General features: G+C 44.2%; 18 protein-coding genes. 11 read left to right on the forward strand and 7 right to left on the reverse strand.

Annotated features, from left to right (window positions below; genetic code table 11):
- Window position 1: 1 nt before the first annotated feature.
- A complete protein-coding gene (locus CFR83_RS06180; protein WP_088813108.1) occupies window positions 2-2,863 on the reverse strand; it encodes a valine--tRNA ligase in 2,862 nt (953 codons plus the stop codon).
- A gap of 41 nt (window positions 2,864-2,904) precedes the next feature.
- Here CFR83_RS06180 and CFR83_RS06185 point away from each other — a divergent pair, with 41 nt between their 5' ends.
- Entirely contained in the window at window positions 2,905-5,202 is a 2,298-nt protein-coding gene (locus tag CFR83_RS06185; RefSeq protein ID WP_088813109.1) for a UvrD-helicase domain-containing protein, read from the forward strand.
- 53 nt (window positions 5,203-5,255) lie between these two features.
- Here CFR83_RS06185 and CFR83_RS06190 read toward each other — a convergent pair whose 3' ends face one another.
- The 3 genes from CFR83_RS06190 to CFR83_RS06200 are packed head-to-tail and all read right to left on the reverse strand — an operon-like array spanning window position 5,256 to window position 7,443.
- Window positions 5,256-6,026 (reverse strand): BPSS1780 family membrane protein, encoded by a 771-nt coding sequence (locus CFR83_RS06190; RefSeq protein ID WP_088813110.1) that lies wholly within the window; start codon window positions 6,024-6,026, stop codon window positions 5,256-5,258.
- Window positions 6,027-6,038: 12 nt separating this feature from the next.
- Window positions 6,039-7,025: a homoserine kinase gene (locus CFR83_RS06195; protein ID WP_088813111.1), complete on the reverse strand. Its 987-nt coding sequence runs from the start codon at window positions 7,023-7,025 to the stop codon at window positions 6,039-6,041.
- Between the two features lie 7 nt (window positions 7,026-7,032).
- Window positions 7,033-7,443 (reverse strand): hypothetical protein, encoded by a 411-nt coding sequence (locus CFR83_RS06200; protein WP_088813112.1) that lies wholly within the window; start codon window positions 7,441-7,443, stop codon window positions 7,033-7,035.
- Window positions 7,444-7,465: 22 nt separating this feature from the next.
- Between CFR83_RS06200 and polA the strand changes: the two genes are divergently transcribed.
- From polA to CFR83_RS06215, 3 genes are all read left to right on the forward strand, one after another.
- Window positions 7,466-10,261: a DNA polymerase I gene (gene polA, locus CFR83_RS06205; RefSeq protein ID WP_088813113.1), complete on the forward strand. Its 2,796-nt coding sequence runs from the start codon at window positions 7,466-7,468 to the stop codon at window positions 10,259-10,261.
- A 72-nt stretch (window positions 10,262-10,333) separates the two neighbouring features.
- Window positions 10,334-11,239 (forward strand): dienelactone hydrolase family protein, encoded by a 906-nt coding sequence (locus CFR83_RS06210; RefSeq protein WP_088813114.1) that lies wholly within the window; start codon window positions 10,334-10,336, stop codon window positions 11,237-11,239.
- On the forward strand, window positions 11,236-12,024 hold the full coding sequence (locus tag CFR83_RS06215; RefSeq protein WP_088813115.1) for a ZIP family metal transporter: 789 nt from the start codon (window positions 11,236-11,238) through the stop codon (window positions 12,022-12,024). The genes CFR83_RS06210 and CFR83_RS06215 overlap by 4 nt, the downstream gene beginning before the upstream one ends.
- Window positions 12,025-12,039: 15 nt before the next feature.
- Here CFR83_RS06215 and CFR83_RS06220 read toward each other — a convergent pair whose 3' ends face one another.
- Window positions 12,040-12,876 carry a sulfurtransferase gene (locus tag CFR83_RS06220; RefSeq protein ID WP_243383362.1) on the reverse strand — a complete coding sequence of 279 codons (837 nt, stop codon included), beginning with the start codon at window positions 12,874-12,876 and terminating at the stop codon, window positions 12,040-12,042.
- Window positions 12,877-12,881: 5 nt separating this feature from the next.
- Window positions 12,882-13,988 carry an aromatic ring-hydroxylating oxygenase subunit alpha gene (locus CFR83_RS06225; protein WP_088813116.1) on the reverse strand — a complete coding sequence of 369 codons (1,107 nt, stop codon included), beginning with the start codon at window positions 13,986-13,988 and terminating at the stop codon, window positions 12,882-12,884.
- Window positions 13,989-14,143: 155 nt separating this feature from the next.
- Between CFR83_RS06225 and xseB the strand changes: the two genes are divergently transcribed.
- Genes xseB through folE2 form a run of 4 tightly spaced genes read left to right on the forward strand, consistent with a single transcriptional unit; the run spans window position 14,144 to window position 18,023 of the window.
- Window positions 14,144-14,362, forward strand: a complete 219-nt coding sequence (xseB, locus tag CFR83_RS06230; protein ID WP_088813117.1) for an exodeoxyribonuclease VII small subunit — start codon at window positions 14,144-14,146, stop codon at window positions 14,360-14,362.
- Window positions 14,362-15,264: a polyprenyl synthetase family protein gene (locus CFR83_RS06235; RefSeq protein WP_088813118.1), complete on the forward strand. Its 903-nt coding sequence runs from the start codon at window positions 14,362-14,364 to the stop codon at window positions 15,262-15,264. Before xseB ends, CFR83_RS06235 begins: the two co-directional genes overlap by 1 nt.
- Window positions 15,265-15,285: 21 nt before the next feature.
- Window positions 15,286-17,181: a 1-deoxy-D-xylulose-5-phosphate synthase gene (dxs, locus tag CFR83_RS06240; RefSeq protein WP_088813119.1), complete on the forward strand. Its 1,896-nt coding sequence runs from the start codon at window positions 15,286-15,288 to the stop codon at window positions 17,179-17,181.
- 20 nt (window positions 17,182-17,201) lie between these two features.
- The gene (folE2, locus tag CFR83_RS06245) at window positions 17,202-18,023 is read left to right on the forward strand and encodes a GTP cyclohydrolase FolE2 (RefSeq protein ID WP_088813120.1); all 822 of its coding nucleotides are present in this window, start codon (window positions 17,202-17,204) and stop codon (window positions 18,021-18,023) included.
- Here the strand turns inward: folE2 and tsaD are convergent.
- Complete coding sequence (tsaD, locus tag CFR83_RS06250) at window positions 18,020-19,087, reverse strand: tRNA (adenosine(37)-N6)-threonylcarbamoyltransferase complex transferase subunit TsaD (RefSeq protein WP_088813121.1); 1,068 nt, start codon at window positions 19,085-19,087, stop codon at window positions 18,020-18,022. The genes folE2 and tsaD overlap by 4 nt on opposite strands.
- A 79-nt stretch (window positions 19,088-19,166) precedes the next feature.
- On the opposite strand from tsaD, the gene rpsU reads away from it, so the two are divergent.
- The 3 genes from rpsU to dnaG all read left to right on the forward strand — a co-directional run bounded on the left by rpsU (window position 19,167) and on the right by dnaG (window position 21,805).
- Window positions 19,167-19,379: a 30S ribosomal protein S21 gene (rpsU, locus tag CFR83_RS06255; protein ID WP_088813122.1), complete on the forward strand. Its 213-nt coding sequence runs from the start codon at window positions 19,167-19,169 to the stop codon at window positions 19,377-19,379.
- Between the two features lie 89 nt (window positions 19,380-19,468).
- Window positions 19,469-19,915 carry a GatB/YqeY domain-containing protein gene (locus CFR83_RS06260; protein ID WP_088813123.1) on the forward strand — a complete coding sequence of 149 codons (447 nt, stop codon included), beginning with the start codon at window positions 19,469-19,471 and terminating at the stop codon, window positions 19,913-19,915.
- Window positions 19,916-19,951: 36 nt separating this feature from the next.
- A complete protein-coding gene (gene dnaG, locus CFR83_RS06265; protein ID WP_088813124.1) occupies window positions 19,952-21,805 on the forward strand; it encodes a DNA primase in 1,854 nt (617 codons plus the stop codon).
- Window positions 21,806-21,845 lie beyond the last annotated feature (40 nt).

Genomic DNA, 21,845 nt, shown 5'->3' on the forward strand with positions numbered 1-21,845 from the left:
ATCAGGATGGTAAACGACTTAGTTGACTGTTTAGTTTTTCTAGCAAAGATTCAAAATCGGCCAAACGTTGCTTCTCTTGAATAACCACTGCTTCCGGTGCTCTTGCAACAAAACTTTCGTTATTGAGTTTTGAGTTGGCTTTAGCAATTTCTGCACTGATGCGCTCAATCTCTTTGCCAAGACGCGCCTTTTCAGCAGCCACATCAATTTCAACTTTTAGCAAAATTTTTGTATTGCCAACAATAGCAACAGGAGCTCCTGCACCATCTTTTTCTAATGCTGCATCGTCTTCATAAATCTTGACTTCAGATAACTTGGCTAGAGCCTGAATATACGGAGCTGCTACTGTTAAGAACTCAGAATCACCTTTGATATACAACGGTACACGTTGTGCAGGTGAAATTTGCATTTCACCTCTTAGGTTGCGGCAAGCATCCACCAAGGCTTTCACGTCTGCAACCCACGCTTCACTTGCTTCGCAATGTTTTTGAGGCTGAGCAACTGGGTAAGGCTGTAATGCAATAGTTTGTTTGGCTTGTTGATCAAGCGCTTTACCTGACATTGGCGCCACGATTTGCCATAACTCTTCAGTAATAAATGGAATCACTGGGTGAGCTAGACGCAAAATAGTTTCTAAGACGCGTAAGAGTGTGCGACGCGTGGCTCTTTGCTGAGCTGGTGTGCCGCTTTGTAACTGAACCTTAGCGAGTTCTAGATACCAGTCACAGTACTCATCCCAAACAAACTGATAAATAGATGTGGCGATATTGTCAAAACGATAATCTTTAAAACCTTTATCAATGTCTGCTTCTACACGCTGTAATAAAGAAACAATCCATCTGTCTGCAGCTGAGAAGTCTAGATATCCTTCAGGACCACAGCCACCACCGCATTCGCCTATGCCGTTTTCTTCATCCGTGCCTGGGCAGTTCATCAGCACAAAGCGCGTGGCGTTCCATAGTTTGTTGCAGAAGTTGCGATAACCTTCGCAGCGCTTTTGATCAAAATTGATGTTTCTACCCAATGTCGCCATCGATGCAAAAGTAAATCTAAGCGCATCTGTACCAAATGCAGGAATGCCGTCTGGGAACTCTTTTTTAGTTTTCTTGGTGATGCTTTCAGCTTGCTTAGGATTCATCAATCCAGTTGTACGTTTAGCTAAAAGCGTTTCAAGATCAATGCCGTCTATCAAGTCGATTGGATCCAAAGTATTACCCTTGGATTTACTCATTTTTTGACCTTCTGCGTCACGCACTAGACCATGAACGTACACTGTTTCAAACGGAATCTTGCCAGTGAAGTGGCAGGTCATCATGACCATGCGAGCTACCCAGAAGAAAATAATGTCAAAGCCAGTGACTAACGCTGAAGATGGTAGGAAGTGAGCAAGCTCAGGGGTTTTATCAGGCCAGCCTAATGATGAGAACGGCACTAAAGCAGAGCTGAACCATGTATCTAGAACATCATCATCGCGACGCAATGATCCACTGTAACCATTGGCTTTTGCTTTCTCTTTGGCTTCTGTCTCGGAGCGAGCCACAATGATCTTGCCATCTTCTTGATACCAAGCTGGTATTTGGTGTCCCCACCAAAGTTGGCGTGAGATACACCAGTCTTGGATACCCTCTAACCATTGGTTATAAGTTGTTGTCCAATTCTCTGGCACAAATTTAACGTCACCACACTTCACTGCATCCAAGGCGGCCTCTGCAATTGATTTGCCAGGGCGATATTGATTATGTTCCGTTGGTTTAGACATGGCCACAAACCATTGGTCTGTGAGCATGGGCTCAATCACGGATTTTGTTCGATCGCCTCTTGGCACCATGAGGGTGTGAGGTTGAACTTTTTCTAGTAAACCTAGGCTCTCTAAATCAGCAACGATTAGTTTGCGTGCATCAAAGCGATCTAGACCTTGATATTTTTGAGGCGCGTTCTCATTAATTTTTGCTTCCAACGTGAGAATATTGATCATCTCAAGTTGGTGACGTAAACCAACGGCATAGTCATTGAAGTCGTGAGCAGGGGTTACCTTAACAACACCCGTACCGAACTCTTTATCGACGTAATCATCAGCGATGATTGGAATCACGCGATCAGAAAGTGGCAGATTGACTGTTTGACCAATTAAATCTTTATAGCGTTCATCTTCTGGATGAACCATCACCGCAACGTCACCAAGCATGGTTTCTGGGCGGGTAGTGGCTACCGTTAAATGACCTTTGCCGTTTGTAAGTGGGTAGCGGATGTGCCACATGGAGCCTTGTTCTTCCTCGCTCTCCACTTCTAAATCAGAAACCGCTGTGCCTAGGATTGGGTCCCAGTTCACAAGACGTTTGCCGCGATAAATTAATCCTTGCTCGTAGAGGCTTACAAATACCTCTACAACTGCTTTGGACATTTTTTCATCCATCGTGAAGTATTCACGACTCCAATCAATTGATGCGCCAAGGCGACGTATTTGATTAGTGATTGTTGAGCCTGATTGTTCTTTCCAAGCCCAAACTTTCTCTAAGAACTTTTCACGACCTAGGTCGTGCCTAGAAATCTTTTGTGCATCTAGTTGTCTTTCAACCACAATTTGCGTAGCAATACCTGCATGGTCGGTACCAGGCACCCAAAGAGTGTTTTTACCTTGCATTCGTGCATGTCTTGCCAAGCCATCCATGATGGTTTGGTTGAAGGCGTGGCCCATATGCAGAGTGCCTGTGACGTTCGGAGGGGGTAGTTGGATACAAAAACTACCCTTTTTATCGTCCAAGGTGGCGGTGGCAATACCCCTTTTTTCCCACTCGGGACCCCATTGGGCCTCGATGTTGGAGGGTTCGAAAGATTTAGCGAGGTCAGAAAGATTTTTAGACATAAGCCCGAATTATAATTTTTTGTTAGAACTAAAAGGCATATGTGACGAATATTCTCAATAATTTAAATCCAGAACAGCTAGAAGCGGTGACATTGCCGCCTGTGAGCGAGGCGGGGCAGAGTCAATCTGCCATGATTTTAGCGGGTGCAGGTAGCGGTAAAACCAAGGTATTGACCACGCGTATTGCCTGGTTAATACAGACTCACCAGGCTTCTCCTGTGGGTATTTTGGCGGTAACGTTTACCAATAAAGCGGCTAAAGAGATGCTCACGCGTCTTTCAGCCATGATGCCTATTAATACTAGGGGTATGTGGGTTGGCACTTTCCATGGATTGTGTAACCGTTTATTGAGGGCTCACCACAAAGACGCAGGTTTGCCATCAACTTTCCAGATTTTGGATACCCAAGATCAGTTGTCTGCCATCAAAAGACTCTTAAAGTCTTTGAAAATTGATGATGAAAAATATCCACCTAAACAATTACAGTACTTTATTGCCCATGCCAAAGAAAAAGGCATGCGCTCTAAAGATATGGATCGAGGAGATTCATTTCAGAACACCATGGTGGAGTTGTATCAAGCTTATGAGGAGCAATGCCAACGTGAGGGCGTGGTTGATTTTGCTGAGTTGTTATTGCGTAGCTATGAACTCTTAAAACATCACCAGCCAATCCGTGAGCATTACCAAGAGCGTTTTCGCCATATTTTGGTCGATGAGTTCCAGGACACGAATGCCTTGCAATACGCTTGGTTAAAGCTAATTTCTGGGTATGGCACATCTAATCCTAGTTCTGTGTTTGCTGTCGGAGATGATGACCAAAGTATTTATGCTTTCAGAGGCGCTGATGTTGAGAACATGCGTTTATTTGAGCGCCACTTCAAGCCTTATTTGGTTAAGCTAGAGCAAAACTATCGTTCTTATGGGCACATCTTAGATGCTGCCAATCATCTGATTGCTAACAATACAGAGCGCTTGGGTAAGAATTTAAGGACTGATGCTGGCCATGGTGAGCCTGTGCGGGTATACGAGGCGGCCACAGACGGCACGGAAGCTGCTTGGATTGTTGATGAAATCAAAAGCATGATCAACACCGGTAGTACCCGTAGTGAGATTGCAATTCTTTATCGCAGCAATGCTCAATCACGCATCATCGAGCACGGTTTGTTTTCTGCAGGTATTCCTTATCGGGTATATGGCGGTTTGAGGTTCTTTGAGCGTGCTGAAATCAAACATGCATTGGCATATCTGAGATTATTAGAAAACCCAAATGACGATACATCCTTTGCGCGCGTGGTTAATTTCCCAACCCGAGGAATTGGTGCTAAGAGTATTGAAACTTTGCAAGACAGTGCCAAATTAAACAATTGCTCTTTTTATGCGGCAGCTCCTTATTTAGAGGGCAAGGCTGGCACATCGATTGGGGCATTTATTCGTTTAATTGATCACATGAGAGATGCAACTCGTCATTACACCTTACCTGAGACGGTTGATTATGTGATTCAGAACAGTGGTTTGATTCAGCACTATGTGAATGAACGTGAAGGTCAAGATCGTGTAGAAAACTTGCAAGAATTGGTGAACGCCGCTACCGCATTTATTGCTGAAGAAGGTTTTGCGCAAGATACGGTTGCGAGCACTTCTCAAGATGAGCCAGTGCTTGAGATGTCCCCGTTAGCAGGCTTTTTGGCACATGCTTCATTAGAAGCTGGAGATAACCAAGCCCAAGCTGGTCAGGATGCAGTGCAGTTAATGACTGTTCACGCGGCAAAAGGTTTGGAGTTCACGAATGTTTTCATTACAGGCCTTGAGGAGGGTTTATTCCCTCATGAGAACAGCATCAACGAAGATGATGGTTTAGAAGAAGAGCGACGCTTGATGTATGTTGCTATCACTAGAGCGAAAGAAAGATTATTTTTATCTCATACTCAATCAAGACTCTTGCATGGTCAGGTGCGTTACAACTTGCCTTCAAGGTTTTTAGAAGAGTTGCCAGCAACTTCACTAAAACATCTCACACCTAGGAACAAAGATGCCCGATGGGGTGGCGCCACGACTACCAGAATGCCTTCTTGGTCTGAGGGTAGTGATTGGGGTGGCCCTGCTGCAACTGTGCCTCGTTCTTCAAATAGTGCAATTGCTGCGCCAATTAGCAGCTTGCCAAGAAAAGACAATGGCCATGGATTTAGAGTGGGTCAAAGCGTTTTTCATACCAAGTTTGGTGAAGGCAGAATTTTGGCCATAGAAGGACAAGCTGAGCAAGCTAAAGCTCATGTGAACTTTAATCGCCATGGTGCTAAATGGTTGCAGTTGGCGATTGCCAAATTAACTGCGATTGATTGAGAGTTTTATAGAAAGCTAATCTACAAATAAAGCGTCAAGTAAGCCAATAATCTTTACGCTTTATTAAAGCAAGCTTTCCAAGTGGCGAAGAAAGAGCAATACATCACCGTTAGTGCTGCCATTGAGTAGGGTGGGATGATGAATGGAATCACTGCTCTAGCACCCAAGCTATCTAGTAGTGCTTCCATAAAGAATGGCACGGCAATGATGAGTGCCGCCCAAATTAATAAATAAAAAATAAAAGCAGCTTTATTTGTCCAGCAGGCAATCCAGCTAGAAAAAAGAGCCTGAGCCACAGACATCTTTTCCCATGCAACCAAGACGGGTGCGAACCACATCACCATCGCTACTGGTATGTAGAGTAGCAATCCAATGCCCAGACCTGTATATAGCTCTTGGACTTCGCGAATCGTTGGCGGCTTTTGCTCTGTTAATAGAGGGATGAGTTGCTGAAAATCAATGAATGCACTCGCAATCAGGCTCAGTAGCAAAATGGCAAAGGCGTAAATAGTGCCAAGGATCAATAAATTTTTTCGAGTGAGTGGGTCAGCGTCATTTCCCTTTAGGCTAACTAGATAGACACTTGGTAATACTCGCTCGCCACGAATTACTCTTTGGCAGGCCGTCATAAATCCAACTGTTAGCGCTGGGGTAAGTAGTAGCACTGCAAAAACACCAAAAACTGGAATTAGGATGGCGAATTGAGCGATGAAAACATACAGAAAAACCAGCATTAAAAATGCTAGAGGGTTCTTCTTAAATAACCAAAGACCTTGTCTTACCCAAAGGTAACCATCGCTGGCTTGTGTTTTATTTAGTTGCATACTTTTATTACTTTAAACAGAGCTGATGCAAGAGATTACATCACGACGCTGAATCAGAATTCTCTCAAAATGTTTAGGGTCATGTGGTGTGAGCATTTCGGCTTCACGAGGTAAGTAATAGTCCCACAGGCGTGACACCCAAAATCTCAGAGCAGCTGCTCTGAGCATTAAGTTCCAAGATGCAATTTCGGTTTTTTCAAAAGGTCTGACGGATTGGTAAGCGTTGACTAGACCATCGTATCTTGCCTGATCTAAAACCCCAGTACCTAAATCAATACACCAGTCATTAACAGTCACGGCAACGTCAAACAACCATTTATCGTTGCCTGCAAAGTAAAAGTCAAAGAATCCACCTAGTTGATCTTTGCCAGAAGATGAATCGAACAACACGTTATCTCTGAACAGATCGCAGTGACTCGGCCCAGCCGGTAGCGCTTGATAGTCCTTGCTTGCAAAGAATGCTGTTTGGTCGGCAAGCTCAGAGTCAATCAAACTATTTTGTGCAGCGTTTAAATGTTGCTTAACCAAAGGAATGGTTGCTTGCCACCAATTAAGACTGCGTAAGTTTGGTTGAGATAGTTTGAAATCTTGTCCTGCCAAATGCATTTTCGCCAGCATCGCGCCGACTGCGGCGCAGTGGTCTGCATTGGGGCTTAGGCGAGAGCTACCTGATAGTTTTGAAACAATCGTGGCAGGTTTGCCATTGAGTATGCCAATAATTTGTTCTGTTTTATCTCTTGCAGGAGCTGGTACTGGAATACCCTTTTGGGCTAAGTGCCCCATGAGTTCTAGGTAATAAGGTAATTGCTCACGTGATAAACGTTCAAATAAAGTCAAAACATATTCAGTTGTTTGACCATCTTTATTAGTCGTCAGAAAGAAGTTTGAATTTTCAATACCAGAGCTGATACCTTTGATATCAGTAGCTGTGCCTAAGTTGTAGTGTTGACAAAGCCACGCATTGACTTCATCTAAGGCTACTGGAGTAAATACAGCCATAAATAATTTAGAACGACATTCGAACGGTGGGAACACGATTAACGTCTTTGTCTCTGACGTTAGGTGCTGCAGCATCACTTGGGGTGCTTAATTCATATTTAGTTCCCAGTGGGCTTTCAACAATTACTTCAGTGGCTTTGCCACCTTCTTTGTATTCTTTGATGCTCGTGCCATCAGACTCTTTATGTTCAAAACTTGGCTTTTTTGGGGCTACTTTGCCAGTTTCAGCATTATTTTTAATTGGTTTTGAGATTGGTTGCTGATTGATTTTTTCTAACTCTTGAGCGCTCAAAGCTTGGCCTGATTGAGCTCTAAGTTCTTGAGAAATAAGGAAAATAGCTGCAACAAAAGTCAAGAAAATGGCGTTTAAAACCATATTTTTGATAGCGGTGTTTTTAGAAAATGTCGATGTCATCATGCCTTGATTGTACGATTGTGGGATGTCTACACATCGCCTTTTGCTAGTTGACGGTTCTAGCTACTTATACCGTGCATTTCATGCCATGCCAGATTTGCGTAATGCGCAAGGATTTCCTACCGGTGCTATTCAAGGTATGGTCAATATGATGCGTCGTGCAAGAACCGAGTTAGACGCTGATCACATAGCTTGTATCTTTGATGCCAAGGGTAAAACATTTCGTGAAGAGATGTATCCAGAGTACAAAGCAAATCGCTCCTCGATGCCAGAAGATTTGGCTTTGCAAATTGAATCAATCCATCAGGTTGTGCGCGCACTAGGTTGGCCTGTATTAGTTGTGCCTGGCATTGAGGCAGATGACGTGATTGGTACTTTGGCAAAACAAGCAAAAGCAGCTAATTGGGAAGTCTTGATTTCAACTGGCGATAAGGATTTAGCCCAATTAGTTGAGCCTGGTATTAGTCTGATTAACACGATGACAGAAGAGCGTTTAGACACTGCTGGCGTTTTGAATAAATTTGGCGTTCCTCCAGAGCGAATCGTTGATTACCTCTCAATCATGGGGGATGCTGTAGATAACGTGCCTGGAGTGCCTAAGGCTGGCCCGAAGACTGCTGTGAAGTGGTTAAATGAATTTGGAACTTTGGATGAGTTAATGCAACGCTCGATAGAGGTAAAGGGCGTGGTTGGAGAAAACCTCAGAGCAAGCTTAGAGTGGCTGCCAAAAGCCAGAGAACTGTTAACAGTAAAAATTGACTGTGATTTAAATGAGCATTTGATTGGTTTGCATGAGTTGCATGCCAAGCCAGAAGATAAAGAAACTCTGCGTGAGTTATTTACTCAGTTTGGATTTAAATCTTTATTAAGAGATTTAGATCGTCATAACCCATCATCTGGAAAGCCAAAAGATTTGACTCTAAAACAAGAGGCGGGGCAGGCTACAGAGACTGCACCAGCCTCAACAATGCCAGCAGGAGATCTCTTTGGATTTGTGGCTGACACACCCCAAGAGATAATTGAGCGCCAGTATTCATGTGTGACAACCCAAGCCGATTTTGAGTTGTGGCTAGATAAAATCAATCAGGCCGAATTAACGTGCGTTGATACAGAGACAACTGGACTAGAGGCTTTGCGAGTTGATTTAGTTGGTATTTCTTTGGCTGTAACACCAGGGGTTGCTTGTTACATTCCGCTGGCACATACCACCAATGAAGATCAGCTAGATAAATCTTATGTATTAGAAAAATTAAAGCCTTGGTTAGAGTCAGCGCAGCATAAAAAGCTTGGCCAAAATCTCAAATACGACATTCATATCTTTGGTAACTGTGGCATTCAGTTGCGAGGCGTAGAGCATGACACCCTATTGCAGTCATATGTTCTGGAGTCTCATCGCAGTCACGACATGGATAGTATGGCGCTTAGGCATTTGGGCGAAAAAACAATTTCGTATGAAGAGGTTTGTGGCAAGGGAGTTCACCAGATTACTTTTGATCAGGTGAATTTGGAAACTGCAACTGCATATGCAGCAGAAGACGCTGATATCACTTTGAGATTGCATCACGCAATGTATCCAGCTATTGCTGCAGATGAAAAACTTTTAAAAATATACAAAGATATTGAAATGCCAGCGATGCATGCCCTGGCAGTCATGGAGCGCAACGGCATTTTGATTGATGTTCATAAGCTGGCATCTCAAGGCCAGATTGTGGGGCAGCGTTTATTAGAGTTAGAGAAGCAAATCCATGAGTTAGCTGGTCAGCCTTTTAATATTCAGTCGCCTAAGCAGATTGGCGAGATCTTATTTGGCAAATTGGAGTTGCCGGTAGTAAAGAAGACGCCTTCAGGTGCGCCGTCAACAGATGAAGAAGTTTTGCAAAAGTTGGCAGAGAACTACCCATTGCCTGCCAGAATTTTGGATTACAGAAGTTTGGCTAAGCTGCAATCGACTTATATTGAAAAGTTGCCGCGCATGGTTAATCCTAAAACTGGTCGCGTGCACACAAGTTATTCTCAAGCGGTGGCAGTTACTGGTCGTTTGGCATCAAGCGATCCTAATTTGCAAAATATTCCAGTTAGAACTGAAGAAGGTCGCAAGATACGCGAAGCCTTTATTGCTAAGCCGAACTCTGTGATGGTCTCTGCGGACTATTCGCAAATTGAATTAAGAATCATGGCTCACATTGCTGAGGATGAAAGCTTGTTAAAAGCATTTGCAGCGGGTGAGGATATTCACAAAGCTACTGCTGCTGAAATGTTTCATGTTTCTTTGGATCAAGTCACTTCTGAGCAAAGGCGTTATGCCAAAGTGATTAACTTTGGTTTGATATATGGCATGAGCGCATTTGGTTTGGCAGGTAATTTAGGTATTGAGAGATCTGCTGCGCAACAATATATCGATACATATTTTGCTCGTTATCCTGGTGTGGCTGATTACATGGCAAAAACACGCGTCTTGGCTAAAGAGCGTGGTTATGTAGAAACAGTTTTTGGGCGTCGTTTATGGTTGCCAGAAATTAGAAGTGCTAACGGCATGAGACGTCAGGGTGCGGAGCGTGCTGCGATTAATGCGCCAATGCAAGGAACTGCAGCCGACTTGATTAAGTTAGCCATGATTGCGGTGCAGTCTTGGATTGAGCAAAACAATCTAGAAACAAGTATGCTTTTGCAAGTGCATGATGAGTTGGTTCTCGAAGTGCCTCAGCATGAGCTTGATTTGGTGAAAGAGCATTTACCTCATCTAATGACTAATGTGGCGCAATTGAAGGTGCCTTTACTCGTTGAGGTAGGTGTTGGTATGAACTGGGAAGAAGCGCACTAAAAATATAAAAAGTAAATATTTAAAAATAGTATTAAAAGAGCAGTACTAAAAAAATATTAAAAGGAGATAGATATGAATAAGAATTTGGTGAATGAAGCAGAGTCTTTGTTAAATCCAGCAAAGACTAATCGTAGAGATTTCCTAAAAACGACTGCGGTAGCTACCATGGGTGTGGGTTACGTTGCTGCTGCTGAACCAGTGATGGCTCAAGCGATCAAAACTGACTTTGAAGGGATCGTTGCGCAAGAAGTGACTTTCTCATCGAAGGGTTTTGATGTGCCAGCTTATGTTGCGAGACCGAAGGTGACGCCTAAAAAAGGATTACCAGTCATTTTTGTTATCAGTGAAATTTTTGGTGTTCATGAGTACATCGCTGATGTTGCACGACGTTTTGCCAAGCAGGGTTATTTAGCGATTGCACCAGATTTATTTACTAGAGCAGGTGACCCTAATACTTTAGGAACCATGGCAGAAATCTTGAAAGAAATTGTTGGCAAAACACCTGATGAGCAAGTGTTGTCAGATATTTCTGCGGGTGTTGCTTGGGCTGGAAAAAATGGCGGAGATATCAAGCGTGTGGGTATTACAGGATTTTGTTGGGGTGGTCGCATCACTTGGTTAGCTTGTGCACAAATTCCTCAAATGAGAGCGGGTGTGGCTTGGTATGGCCGTTTGGTTGGCGATAAAACGCCAAACAATCCTTTGCATCCTGTAGACTTGGCACCTCAAATGAAGGCACCGGTACTTGGTTTGTATGGTTCGGCTGATACTGGTATACCGTTAGAGACGGTTGAGCAAATGAAGCAAGCTTTGCAAGCAGCAAAAAATAATAAGGCTGCTCAGGCTGCTAAATTTGAAATTTATCCTGAAGCGCCTCATGCGTTTCATGCAGACTATCGAGCAACGTATCGAGAGGGACCTGCAAAAGATGGTTGGGACAAGTGCCTAGCCTGGTTGAAGCAACAAGGAGTTGTATGACATTGTTTTGGATTGTTCTAGCTACAACTGTAGCTGGGATATTGAGTATCACGGCGGCGGCCAGTTTATCGCTGACCATCTTGTCACGCATGGTCGATAAGATGGTGAGTTTATCTGTGGGCGTTTTACTGGCTACTGCTTTGTTGCACTCTTTACCAGAGGCTTTTACAACGCCAGATGTAGATATTCCATCCTTATTTATGGTGTTGTTTGCAGGTCTTTTAGGATTCTTTATTTTAGAAAAGGCTGCACTCTTGCGTCATAGCCATCATCATGAGCATGATGGGCACGGTCATCATCACGGGCATGACGCTGAATCAGCTGGTAGAAGCGGTTGGGTGATTTTGCTCGGAGATGGCCTACATAATTTTGCGGATGGTATTTTGATTGCCGCAGCATTTTTGGTAGACCCTCAAATTGGTGTTTTGACTGCTGTAGCAATTGCCTTGCATGAGATCCCACAAGAAGTTGGTGACTTCATTGTTCTTTTAAATGCCGGCTTTACTAAAGCACGTGCACTGCTATATAACTTGATTTCAAGCATGATGGCTGTAGTGGGTGGCGTGCTGGGGTATTTCTTTTTGGATCGCGCAGAATCCTTGATTCCTTATGTGATTGTTTTGGCTTCAAGTAGTTTTATTTACATCGCTGTGAGTGACTTGATGCCGCAAATGCACAGAAGACCAAAGCTCAAAGAGTCCATTGAGCAATTAACCTTGATTATTCTGGGTGTGGGTATTGTTTTACTGATTTCTGAAATCAGTCATTTATCTCACGGACACTAATCAATCTATTAAAGATTACTGTGCAACGGGCCTACTTGGGTCCGATGACCACTCGCTCCAACTGCCAGCGTAAATAGAAGAGCCCATGAGGCCTGCCAATTCCATAGCAAACATGTTGTGGCATGCAGTGATGCCTGAGCCGCACTGATGCACGATTTTTTCGCTTGAAATGTTGCCAATGACTGATTGGAATTCATGACGCAAAACATCAGGATCTTTAAAAGTGCCATCGCTTTTAAGGTTGTCTTTAAAGAAACGATTGAGTGCGCCAGGGATGTGGCCAGCCACAGGATCTAAAGTTTCATTTTGACCATGAAAGCGATCATTAGATCTTGCATCAAGAATCGTGAAGTTTTTGCTCTCCAAATTGGCAACAACCTGATTCACTAATACCAGGTTGTTGAATTCGGTGAGAGTGGTTTGCGGCGCAGCTTGCCTGTGAGTTTCAGATTGTTCTGATGGGTAGCCCAATTGGCACCATGTTTGATAACCGCCATTAAGTAGTTCAATATGCTGATGCCCTACAGCTTTTAGCATCCACCATAATCTCACTGCATACATGCACGATTGGTTGTCGTAAATGACAACTCTGCTATCGGGAGTGATGCCCAGTGCCGCATAGGTCTTTTGCCAAGCGGCGATGCTTGGTAATGGATGTCTACCATTGCGACCATTTTTTTCTGAAGCTAAATCTTTGTCAGAGTGAACATAAATTGCACCCGGTATGTGACCCTCTAAATAAGACTTATAGCCAGCTTCAGAATCCACTAGATCGAAGCGACAGTCAAACAACAAAAAATCCTGTTGTTCATCAATTAATTGTTTTACTTGTTGTGCTTCGATCAGTGCCATGATGGTTAACCTTGGTTGTAAGACATCGCTTTTCTGTACCACTCATGGAAGTGTTGCATGCCATCTTCCATAGGGCTTTGATAAGGTCCTACTTCATTCACGCCGCGATCTAATAAAGCTTTTCTGCCTGCATCCATGCGTTCGGCAATTTCATCATCTTCGATGCAAGTTTCCATATAAGCAGATCTTTCTGCTTCGATGAATTCTCTCTCGAAAAGAGCGATTTCTTCTGGGTAATAGAACTCAACAATATTTCTAGTTTTATTGGGGCCCAATGGCTGTAGTGTCGAAATACACAAAACACCTGGATACCACTCAACCATGATGTTGGGGTAATAAGTTAACCAGATTGCACCGAACTTAGGCATTTTGCCTTCGTAGTGTCTTAACACCGCCTCATGCCAGCGCTTATAAGTGTCAGAGCCTGCTTGCTTGAGTTGATTGTGGATGCCAACAGTTTGTACGCTGTACCAATCACCAAATTGCCAAGCGAGGTCTTCGCATGACACAAACTTGCCAAGGCCTGGGTGGAATGGCACAACGTGGTAATCCTCGAGGTAGACCTCAATGAATGTTTTCCAGTTGTAGTTGCATTCATGCACTTCAACGTGATCAAGCATATAGCCTGAAAAATCTAAATCTTTAGCGACCCCCATTTTTTTAAGGTCGGCATGAACATCTCTTGGACCTTCGAACAATAAACCTTGCCAATTTTGTAGCGGGCTTTTACCTAAGTTAAGGCAGGGTTGTTCATCAAAATGAGGTGCGCCTAATAAAGTGCCATCAGTTTTGTATGTCCAGCGATGCAATGGGCACACAATATTTTCGACGTGCCCTTTGCCATTGAGCATGATGGCCTGACGATGGCGACAAACGTTGGATAGTAATTCAATACCTTGTTGATTTTTTACTAGAACGCGACCTTCGTTTTCTGCGCTTAGAGTTTGGTAATCGCCAACCTCTGGAACCATCAGTTCGTGACCCACGTAACCAGGCCCCTGCTTGAATAGCAGTTCAATTTCGCGTTGATACAGCTCGACATCAAAATATGCCGACACTGGCAGTTGTAGCTTGGACGGCGCAAGATGTTGCGCGGTAGCTAGATTAGTCATTCTTCCCACCCCCGAAAAAAGTCAGCCGAAGCTAAGCGGAATAACCAATCCAACCATCGACGGGTCGATATTGGAAAGGAAAAGGGGATTATACCCACCCTAAAAGCCTTAAAATCTATCTGTGAATTGTTTTTCGTCAAATAAGAGAGATTTTTATGCCTAAAAAATTGGCAACAGAAGAGTCTGGCCTAGATCCTAACCTTCGCTATGAAGAGGCAGTAGCTGAGCTCGAGGGTTTAATCGCCAAAATGGAGTCTGGTAAGTTGTCGCTTGAAGACACATTGAGTGCTTACAAGCGTGGCGCCGATTTGCTAAAGCATTGCCAACAAGTTTTAGAGCAAGTTGAGCAACAAGTGAAGATTGTTCAAAGTTAATGTCAAATCACGCCGCACTTGCTAGCCAGTGGATGGCCGCCTCTGCCCAAAGGGTAGATCAAGCTATAGAAACTTCCTTTGACGATTGGAGTGTTTCTGCGCAGCAATTAAAAGATGCGATGCACTATGCAGCGACTGGCGGTGGAAAAAGAATCAGACCTTTATTGGTATACGCCACAGCTGCTTTATCCAACAAGCCATTGGATGACATTCCTGGTATTGATGATTGTGCTGTGGCTTTGGAGTTATTTCATACGTATTCGTTGGTACATGATGATTTGCCCTCGATGGATAACGATGACTTAAGGCGTGGTCGCCCAACTGTTCACAAAGTCTATGATGAAGCAACTGCACTCTTAGTGGGCGATGCTTTGCAGTCAATGGCGTTTGGTTTGCTGGCCAACAGTCGTCTAACTGAAGCGCAAAAAGTTGCCATGATTTCATCATTGGCAACATCAGGTGGTCTTGCTGGAATGGCTGGTGGCCAAGCAATTGACCTTGAAAATGTGGGCAAGCCCCTCACCAAAGAGGCCCTTGAGAATATGCATCGTTTGAAAACAGGTGCTTTATTAAGAACGGCTGTGCAGATGGGTGGTATTGCTATTGATTTAAATCCTCAGCAACTCAAATCATTAGACCAATACGCTAGTGCCCTAGGTTTAGCATTTCAGGTGGTGGATGATATTTTGGATGCCACAGCAGATAGTCAAACCTTGGGTAAAACCGCTGGAAAAGATGCTGCTGCCAACAAACCGACTTTTGTATCTTTGATGAATTTAGACGGTGCGCGAGAATTTGCGAGAAAATTACATCTAGAAGCTGTAGAAAGCCTAGCAGTTTGGGGCGACAATGCTTATTTATTGAAAGCAATTGCTGATAAGGTGCTGTACAGGCAGAGTTAATTGCTAGCTTTTTGAATATTTATGACAGATTTACTAAAAACAATTAATAGTCCCGCTGATTTGCGTGAGCTCACACGTGAACAGTTGCCTGGGCTTTCTCAGGAATTACGTGACTTTTTGGTAGATTCTGTTTCTAAAACAGGCGGTCATCTCTCATCTAATTTGGGAACTGTAGAGCTGACAGTCGCTTTGCATTATGTCTTTCAGACTCCATACGATCGCCTAATTTGGGATGTGGGTCATCAAAGTTATCCGCATAAGATTTTGACTGGTCGTCGTGACAAGATGGACACCTTGCGTCATTACGGTGGCATTTCAGGCTTTCCGCGTCGCGTTGAAAGCGAATATGACACATTTGGTACGGCGCATTCTTCAACCAGTATCTCTGCGGCTCTTGGTATGGCTTTGGGGGCGCGTGCGCAAGGTGAAAAGCGAGTAGCCGTTGCGGTGATTGGCGATGGCGCCATGAGCGCAGGTATGGCTTTTGAAGCTCTGAATAACGGTGGTATCCATAAAGATCTACCGTTGGTGGTGATTTTGAATGACAACGATATGTCGATATCACCAGCAGTGGGTGCATTGAATCGTTACTTGGCGCGTTTGATGAGTGGTCGTTTTTATGCGGCTACCAAGAAGGGCTTAGACAGCGTTCTATCAATGGCACCACCGCTACGAGAATTTGCAAAACGTTTAGAAGAGCATGCCAAAGGCATGGTGGTGCCCGGAACTATTTTTGAAGAATTTGGTTTTAACTACATTGGCCCTATTGATGGTCATGATCTTGATTCATTGATTCCAACTTTGCAAAACGTTAGACGTTTAGCATTGGAAGGTGAAGGCCCTCAGTTCTTGCACATCGTCACCAAGAAAGGCCAAGGCTATAAATTGGCTGAAGCTGATCCAATTTTGTATCACGGCCCAGGTAAGTTTGATCCTGCAAAAGGTATTACACCGGCAGCTTCTGTGAAGAAAACATTCACGCAAGTATTTGGTGACTGGTTGTGCGATATGGCCGAAGCGGATAAGCGCTTGGTTGGTATCACTCCGGCGATGCGTGAAGGTTCAGGCATGGTCGATTTTGAGGCGCGCTTCCCAGATCGTTACTTTGATGTAGGTATTGCTGAGCAGCACGCAGTGACATTTGCCGGTGGTCTTGCTTGTGAGGGCATGAAGCCAGTGGTAGCGATTTATTCGACCTTCTTGCAACGTGGCTACGATCAGTTGATTCATGATGTGGCTCTACAAGATTTACCGGTGGTATTTGCATTAGACCGTTCAGGGTTGGTAGGTGCGGACGGTGCAACACATGCGGGTGTTTACGACATTCCATTCATTCGTTGTATTCCTAATATGTTGTTGATGGCGCCAGCTGATGAGGCGGAGTGTCGTGATCTTTTAACAACAGCGTTTAAGCAAAACCATCCTTCTGCTGTGCGTTATCCAAGAGGCGCTGGTGTAGGTGTGGCAGTAACCAAAGAGCTTAAAGAGTTGCCACTAGGTAAGGGTGAGATTAGACGCACATCAACAGCTAAAAATTCGCCGAAGGTGGCAATACTTGCATTTGGTACCTTGCTCTACCCAGCGCTTGAAGTTGCAGAAGCTTTTGATGCAACCGTTGCCAATATGAGATTCATTAAGCCATTAGATACTGATTTGGTTTGTGAGTTAGCTAAGAGTCATGATTTGATTGTGACACTTGAAGAGGGTGCTATTGGTGGTGGTGCTGGCAGTGCTTGTCTTGAGGCTCTCTCTGCAGCCGGTATAGAGGTGCCAAGTTTGGTACTTGGTTTACCTGATAGATTCATTGATCATGGCGATCATGCATTGCTCATGAAAGAATGTGGTTTGGATGTTGAAGGCATAACTAAAGCCATTGCTCTAAAGCTGGGAATTAACCCTAAAAAGCAAGCCGCCTGAAATTGCAGGACAATATGAGCATGAATGACTTAAATACCTCCTTTTTAAAAACATCTGAAATGCCAGATGTGCAATCCTCCATTGATCACCGCAATATTGCAATTGATCGTGTAGGTATTCGTGGTGTGCGTCATCCTATTCAAGTTAAAACAGAAGCTGGTGTGCAACCTAGTGTTGCAATGATCGATTTAGATGTTTTGTTGCCTGGCGACAAAAAAGGCACGCACATGTCGCGTTTCATGGCTTTATTGCAAGACCATGATGCGCCTCTTGATGCTGCTCAGATGCGTTTGATGGTGACGAAAATGTTGCCACTATTGGAAGCAGATGCAGGTCAGATTTCTTTAAAGTACACACACTTTATTAACAAAACTGCACCGATTTCTGGTGTGCAAAGTTTGCTTGATTACGATGTGACTTGGATTGCTTTTGCTAAAAAAGTGAACGGTGATACTCAAGTTGAATTGCGTTTGCAAGCAGTGGTGCCAGTGACTAGTTTATGCCCTTGTTCTAAAGAAATTGCGGAATACGGCGCGCACAATCAACGCTCACATGTGACCATGAACGTTGCCCTTCAATCTGAAGCAGATTTGACGATTGAGAGCTTGGTCAAAATCGCAGAAGCTGAGGCATCTTGTGAGTTGTGGGGCTTACTCAAGCGTCCTGACGAAAAGTATGTGACTGAAAAAGCTTATGACAATCCTAAGTTTGTTGAGGACTTGGTGCGTGATGTGGCCAGTCGTTTGAAAGCAGACAACAGAATCAAATCATTTGTGGTTGAGGCTGAAAACTTCGAGTCTATTCACAATCACAGCGCTTACGCGTTGATACAGTCAAACTAAACATTGATCTGATCAAGAGGCCATCTAGGCTTCACATCAAACCCCCAATGCTTTTTCGCTAATTGGGGGTTTTTCATTAGGCGCATCGCTCCTGCAAAAGCAATCATCGCGCCGTTATCGGTGCATAGATGCAGTGGTGGGTAATGCACCGAAAATCCTTCTTTGGCACAAGCTTTCTCGAGTGACTCTCTGAGTTGTTGATTGGCACCAACACCGCCCGCCACAACCAATGTATTGATGCCAGTATTTTTGAGTGCTGTGATGGATTTACTCACTAACACCTCAACGATGGCATCAACAAAGCCTCTGGCAATATTTGCTTTTTCAGTATCGGGCAATGAGCCTTGATGAGCAGCGCTCACTTTTTTAACTTGTGTGAGCACGGATGTTTTTAAACCTGCAAATGAAAAATCCAAATCGCCAGAATATTTCATGGGTCTTGGAAACTGAAACGCTCCTGAATCACCATTCATGGCTAATTTCGATACTGCTGGACCACCCGGATAACTAAGACCTAATAATTTGGCAGTTTTATCAAATGCTTCGCCAGCGGCATCATCCAAGGTTTCGCCCAAGATTGTGTATTGCCCAACACCTTCAACGTGCATTAACTGCGTGTGCCCGCCTGATACGAGTAGTGCCACAAATGGAAATTTGATATTGGCGTCATCAGCCAAAAGGGGGGATAAAAGGTGGCCTTCTAGGTGATGTATGCCCAAAACTGGTTTATCAAGAGCCAATGCCATCCCTTTTGCCACAGAGGCGCCGACTAAAAGTGCGCCTGCTAAGCCGGGACCTTGGGTGTAGGCGATCGCATCAACGCTCTCAATTGAGCATTTTGACTCATTAAGTGCTTGATTGATAAGGGGAATAATTCTTTTAATGTGGTCGCGGGAGGCTAATTCGGGTACAACACCCCCATAATCCACGTGCATAGCGATTTGAGAGTACAGTGCTTGGCCCAGCAAGCCCATGCCAGCGGGCTTTCCAGCCTCCCAGGGGGCTGTGTCGACGATGGCTACGCCGGTTTCGTCACAAGAAGTTTCTATACCAAGTACTCGCATGACTGTATTTTGCCGTGCTACAATCTCGTTTTACAGTTTTTTCTGACTTTTTTTCAGAACCTATTTAGAGAATCACAGCATGACAACAATCCGCTTACGCGAAAACGAACCATTTGAAGTAGCATTGCGCCGTTTCAAGCGCACAATCGAGAAAAACGGTCTTTTGACTGAATTGCGTGCTCGTGAGTTCTACGAGAAGCCAACTGCTGAGCGCAAGCGTTTGAAAGCTGCTGCTGCTAAACGCCATTACAAGCGTATTCGCAGCCAAATGTTGCCTAAGAAAATGTATTAATTTTTTCTCAGGCTGGATTTCTAGCCTTGGGATACGATGAACCCACTGACGGTTATCCCGCAGTGGGTTTTTTCATTTGAGGAGTAAAGATGAGCTTAAAAGAACAAATCACAGAAGATATGAAAAATGCCATGCGTGCCAAAGATACAGGCCGCCTAGGAACTATTCGTTTATTGCTAGCTGCCATGAAGCAAAAGGAAGTGGATGAGCGTGTCGAGTTGGATGACGCTGCTGTGATTGCCATTGTTGAAAAATTAATTAAGCAACGTAAAGATTCAATTTCTCAATTCCAAGCTGCAAATCGTGAAGATCTTGTTGCTATTGAAAATGCTGAACTAGTTGTTTTGCAAGCCTACATGCCAGCACAAATGTCTGAGGCTGAAGTGGCGGCGGTGGTTGCTAAAGTAGTGGCTGAGGTAGGTGCAACAGGCCCGCAAGATATGGGTAAAGTTATGGGGGTTGTTAAGCCTCAATTAGCTGGCAAAGCAGATATGGGTGTGGTGTCTGCTCAGGTCAAAGCTGCCTTAACAAAATAAACTACGACTGGTTACTCTCACTAATTAACACTTGTCATGATCCCTCAATCGTTCATTGCAGATTTATTAAATCGCATCGATATCGTCGAGGTTGTGGGACGTCATGTCACCCTAAAAAAAGCGGGCGCCAACTACCAAGGTTTGTGCCCGTTTCATAACGAAAAATCCCCATCATTTAGCGTCTCACCCACAAAACAGTTTTATCACTGCTTTGGTTGTGGGGCACATGGATCCGCCATTAGTTTTTTAATGGAACACTCAGGCTTAACTTATGTGGATGCTATTGAAGAGTTAGCAAGGTCTGCTGGGCTGACTGTGCCACGTGAAGAGCGCAGACCTCAAGACATTGCCAAACAAAAACAAGCCATCGCATTAAGCGAGGTGATGGGGCCTGCAGCAGATTGGTACAAACAACAACTCAAAGTCACACCTCGCGCCATTGAATATCTTAAAGGGCGTGGTCTTAGTGGTGAAATCGCTAAGCGTTTTAATTTGGGTTATGCGCCAGATTCTTGGCAAGGTTTAGAGGCGGTGTTTGGCTCTTATTCAGAAGATGTGATTGCCAATGTGTTGGTTGAGGCAGGTTTGATCATTCAATCAGACGCAAAGAGGTATGACCGCTTTCGCGACAGAATTATTTTCCCGATTCGCAATCCCAAAGGGCAAGTGATTGCATTTGGTGGTCGCATCTTAGATGCGGGCGAGCCAAAGTATTTAAATTCTCCAGAAACACCACTCTTTTCTAAAGGCAACACCCTCTATGGTTTGTTTGAGGCCAGACAAGCTATCAGAGATAAAGGTTATGTGATTGTTTGTGAGGGCTACATGGATGTGGTGGCCTTGGCGCAATTAGGTTTTGCTAATGGCGTAGCTACCTTGGGTACAGCATGCACGGCCAATCATGTGCGCTCACTCATGCGCCAAGCTGATCGCATTATTTTCTCTTTTGATGGTGATGCAGCTGGGCAGCGAGCAGCAAAGCGCGCTTTAGAAGCATGCTTGCCAATGATGGCAGATGACAAAGAAGTTAAGTTCTTATTCTTGCCCGCTGAGCACGATCCTGATAGTTTTGTAAGAGAACGTGGCGCACCTGCTTTTGAAGAAGCGATTCGCCAAGCAATGCCGCTATCTTCATTTGTGATCCAGGTGGCTAATGAGGGTCATGATTGGAACACCCCTGAGGGTAGGGCTCAAACTCAACATGCTGCTAAACCACTCTTGTTATCAATGTCACCGATTGCATTAAGAGCGCAATTGATTCGTGAGCTTTCTCAAAGAGTTGGCATTACCTCTGCAGAGCTAGAAAATTTCTGTGGCTTAAAGACAGTGGCGCCAACGCCAACCATGACGCCTGTACAAACCAATACAACTGGTTACGTGGCAGCAACAATACCTCCCAATGGTAAAAAACCTTGGGTAAATAAAAAGGCACCTCAACCACCAGGACCTCCGCCAACGGCACCAACTGATTTAGCTGAACAGGTTTTGCGAGTTTTATTGCAGTTTCCATATTTAGGTAGAAATTTAGAGCCAGAGCAAAAGCGCTTGATTCTGAATGCTGCACATAAACGCTCTGAAAAAGCGCATATTTTGATGACTGATCTGATTAATCAGTGCGAAGCCATGCCTTCCAATGTTGGTTTTGCCGTTTTTCAGGAGCAACTAGATAAAACTGCATTAGCTAAGTCGTATGCAATTCTGCGTGACAGGATCATGGACAGTGATTTAACGGAAGATATCGCCAAAGAAGATTTTTATGGCACCCTCAAAAAACTAGAACATATTGATTTGAAAGATCAAATGACAGAAATAGCGGCAAGAATTGCGGCTGGTTCTGCACAAGAGGGTGATGCTGATAAATATCGCCAATTAATGGCAAAACTTAAATAATCTGGAAAAACTCCAGACCACCGACTATAATACAAGGTTT

Source organism: Polynucleobacter victoriensis (assembly GCF_900187875.1).
GTDB lineage: Bacteria > Pseudomonadota > Gammaproteobacteria > Burkholderiales > Burkholderiaceae > Polynucleobacter > Polynucleobacter victoriensis.

What these genes read in the sequence shown, in the direction of transcription:
- rpsU (WP_088813122.1), top strand. Translation starts at nt 19,167, where the DNA reads ATGACAACAATCCGCTTACGCGAAAACGAACCATTTGAAGTAGCATTG.
- CFR83_RS06225 (WP_088813116.1), bottom strand. Translation starts at nt 13,988, where the DNA reads ATGACTAATCTAGCTACCGCGCAACATCTTGCGCCGTCCAAGCTACAA.
- CFR83_RS06220 (WP_243383362.1), bottom strand. Translation starts at nt 12,876, where the DNA reads ATGGCACTGATCGAAGCACAACAAGTAAAACAATTAATTGATGAACAA.
- CFR83_RS06210 (WP_088813114.1), top strand. Translation starts at nt 10,334, where the DNA reads ATGAATAAGAATTTGGTGAATGAAGCAGAGTCTTTGTTAAATCCAGCA.
- CFR83_RS06200 (WP_088813112.1), bottom strand. Translation starts at nt 7,443, where the DNA reads ATGATGACATCGACATTTTCTAAAAACACCGCTATCAAAAATATGGTT.
- tsaD (WP_088813121.1), bottom strand. Translation starts at nt 19,087, where the DNA reads ATGCGAGTACTTGGTATAGAAACTTCTTGTGACGAAACCGGCGTAGCC.
- CFR83_RS06180 (WP_088813108.1), bottom strand. Translation starts at nt 2,863, where the DNA reads ATGTCTAAAAATCTTTCTGACCTCGCTAAATCTTTCGAACCCTCCAAC.
- folE2 (WP_088813120.1), top strand. Translation starts at nt 17,202, where the DNA reads ATGAATGACTTAAATACCTCCTTTTTAAAAACATCTGAAATGCCAGAT.
- CFR83_RS06195 (WP_088813111.1), bottom strand. Translation starts at nt 7,025, where the DNA reads ATGGCTGTATTTACTCCAGTAGCCTTAGATGAAGTCAATGCGTGGCTT.
- xseB (WP_088813117.1), top strand. Translation starts at nt 14,144, where the DNA reads ATGCCTAAAAAATTGGCAACAGAAGAGTCTGGCCTAGATCCTAACCTT.
- dxs (WP_088813119.1), top strand. Translation starts at nt 15,286, where the DNA reads ATGACAGATTTACTAAAAACAATTAATAGTCCCGCTGATTTGCGTGAG.
- CFR83_RS06260 (WP_088813123.1), top strand. Translation starts at nt 19,469, where the DNA reads ATGAGCTTAAAAGAACAAATCACAGAAGATATGAAAAATGCCATGCGT.
- polA (WP_088813113.1), top strand. Translation starts at nt 7,466, where the DNA reads ATGTCTACACATCGCCTTTTGCTAGTTGACGGTTCTAGCTACTTATAC.
- CFR83_RS06235 (WP_088813118.1), top strand. Translation starts at nt 14,362, where the DNA reads ATGTCAAATCACGCCGCACTTGCTAGCCAGTGGATGGCCGCCTCTGCC.
- CFR83_RS06190 (WP_088813110.1), bottom strand. Translation starts at nt 6,026, where the DNA reads ATGCAACTAAATAAAACACAAGCCAGCGATGGTTACCTTTGGGTAAGA.
- dnaG (WP_088813124.1), top strand. Translation starts at nt 19,952, where the DNA reads ATGATCCCTCAATCGTTCATTGCAGATTTATTAAATCGCATCGATATC.
- CFR83_RS06215 (WP_088813115.1), top strand. Translation starts at nt 11,236, where the DNA reads ATGACATTGTTTTGGATTGTTCTAGCTACAACTGTAGCTGGGATATTG.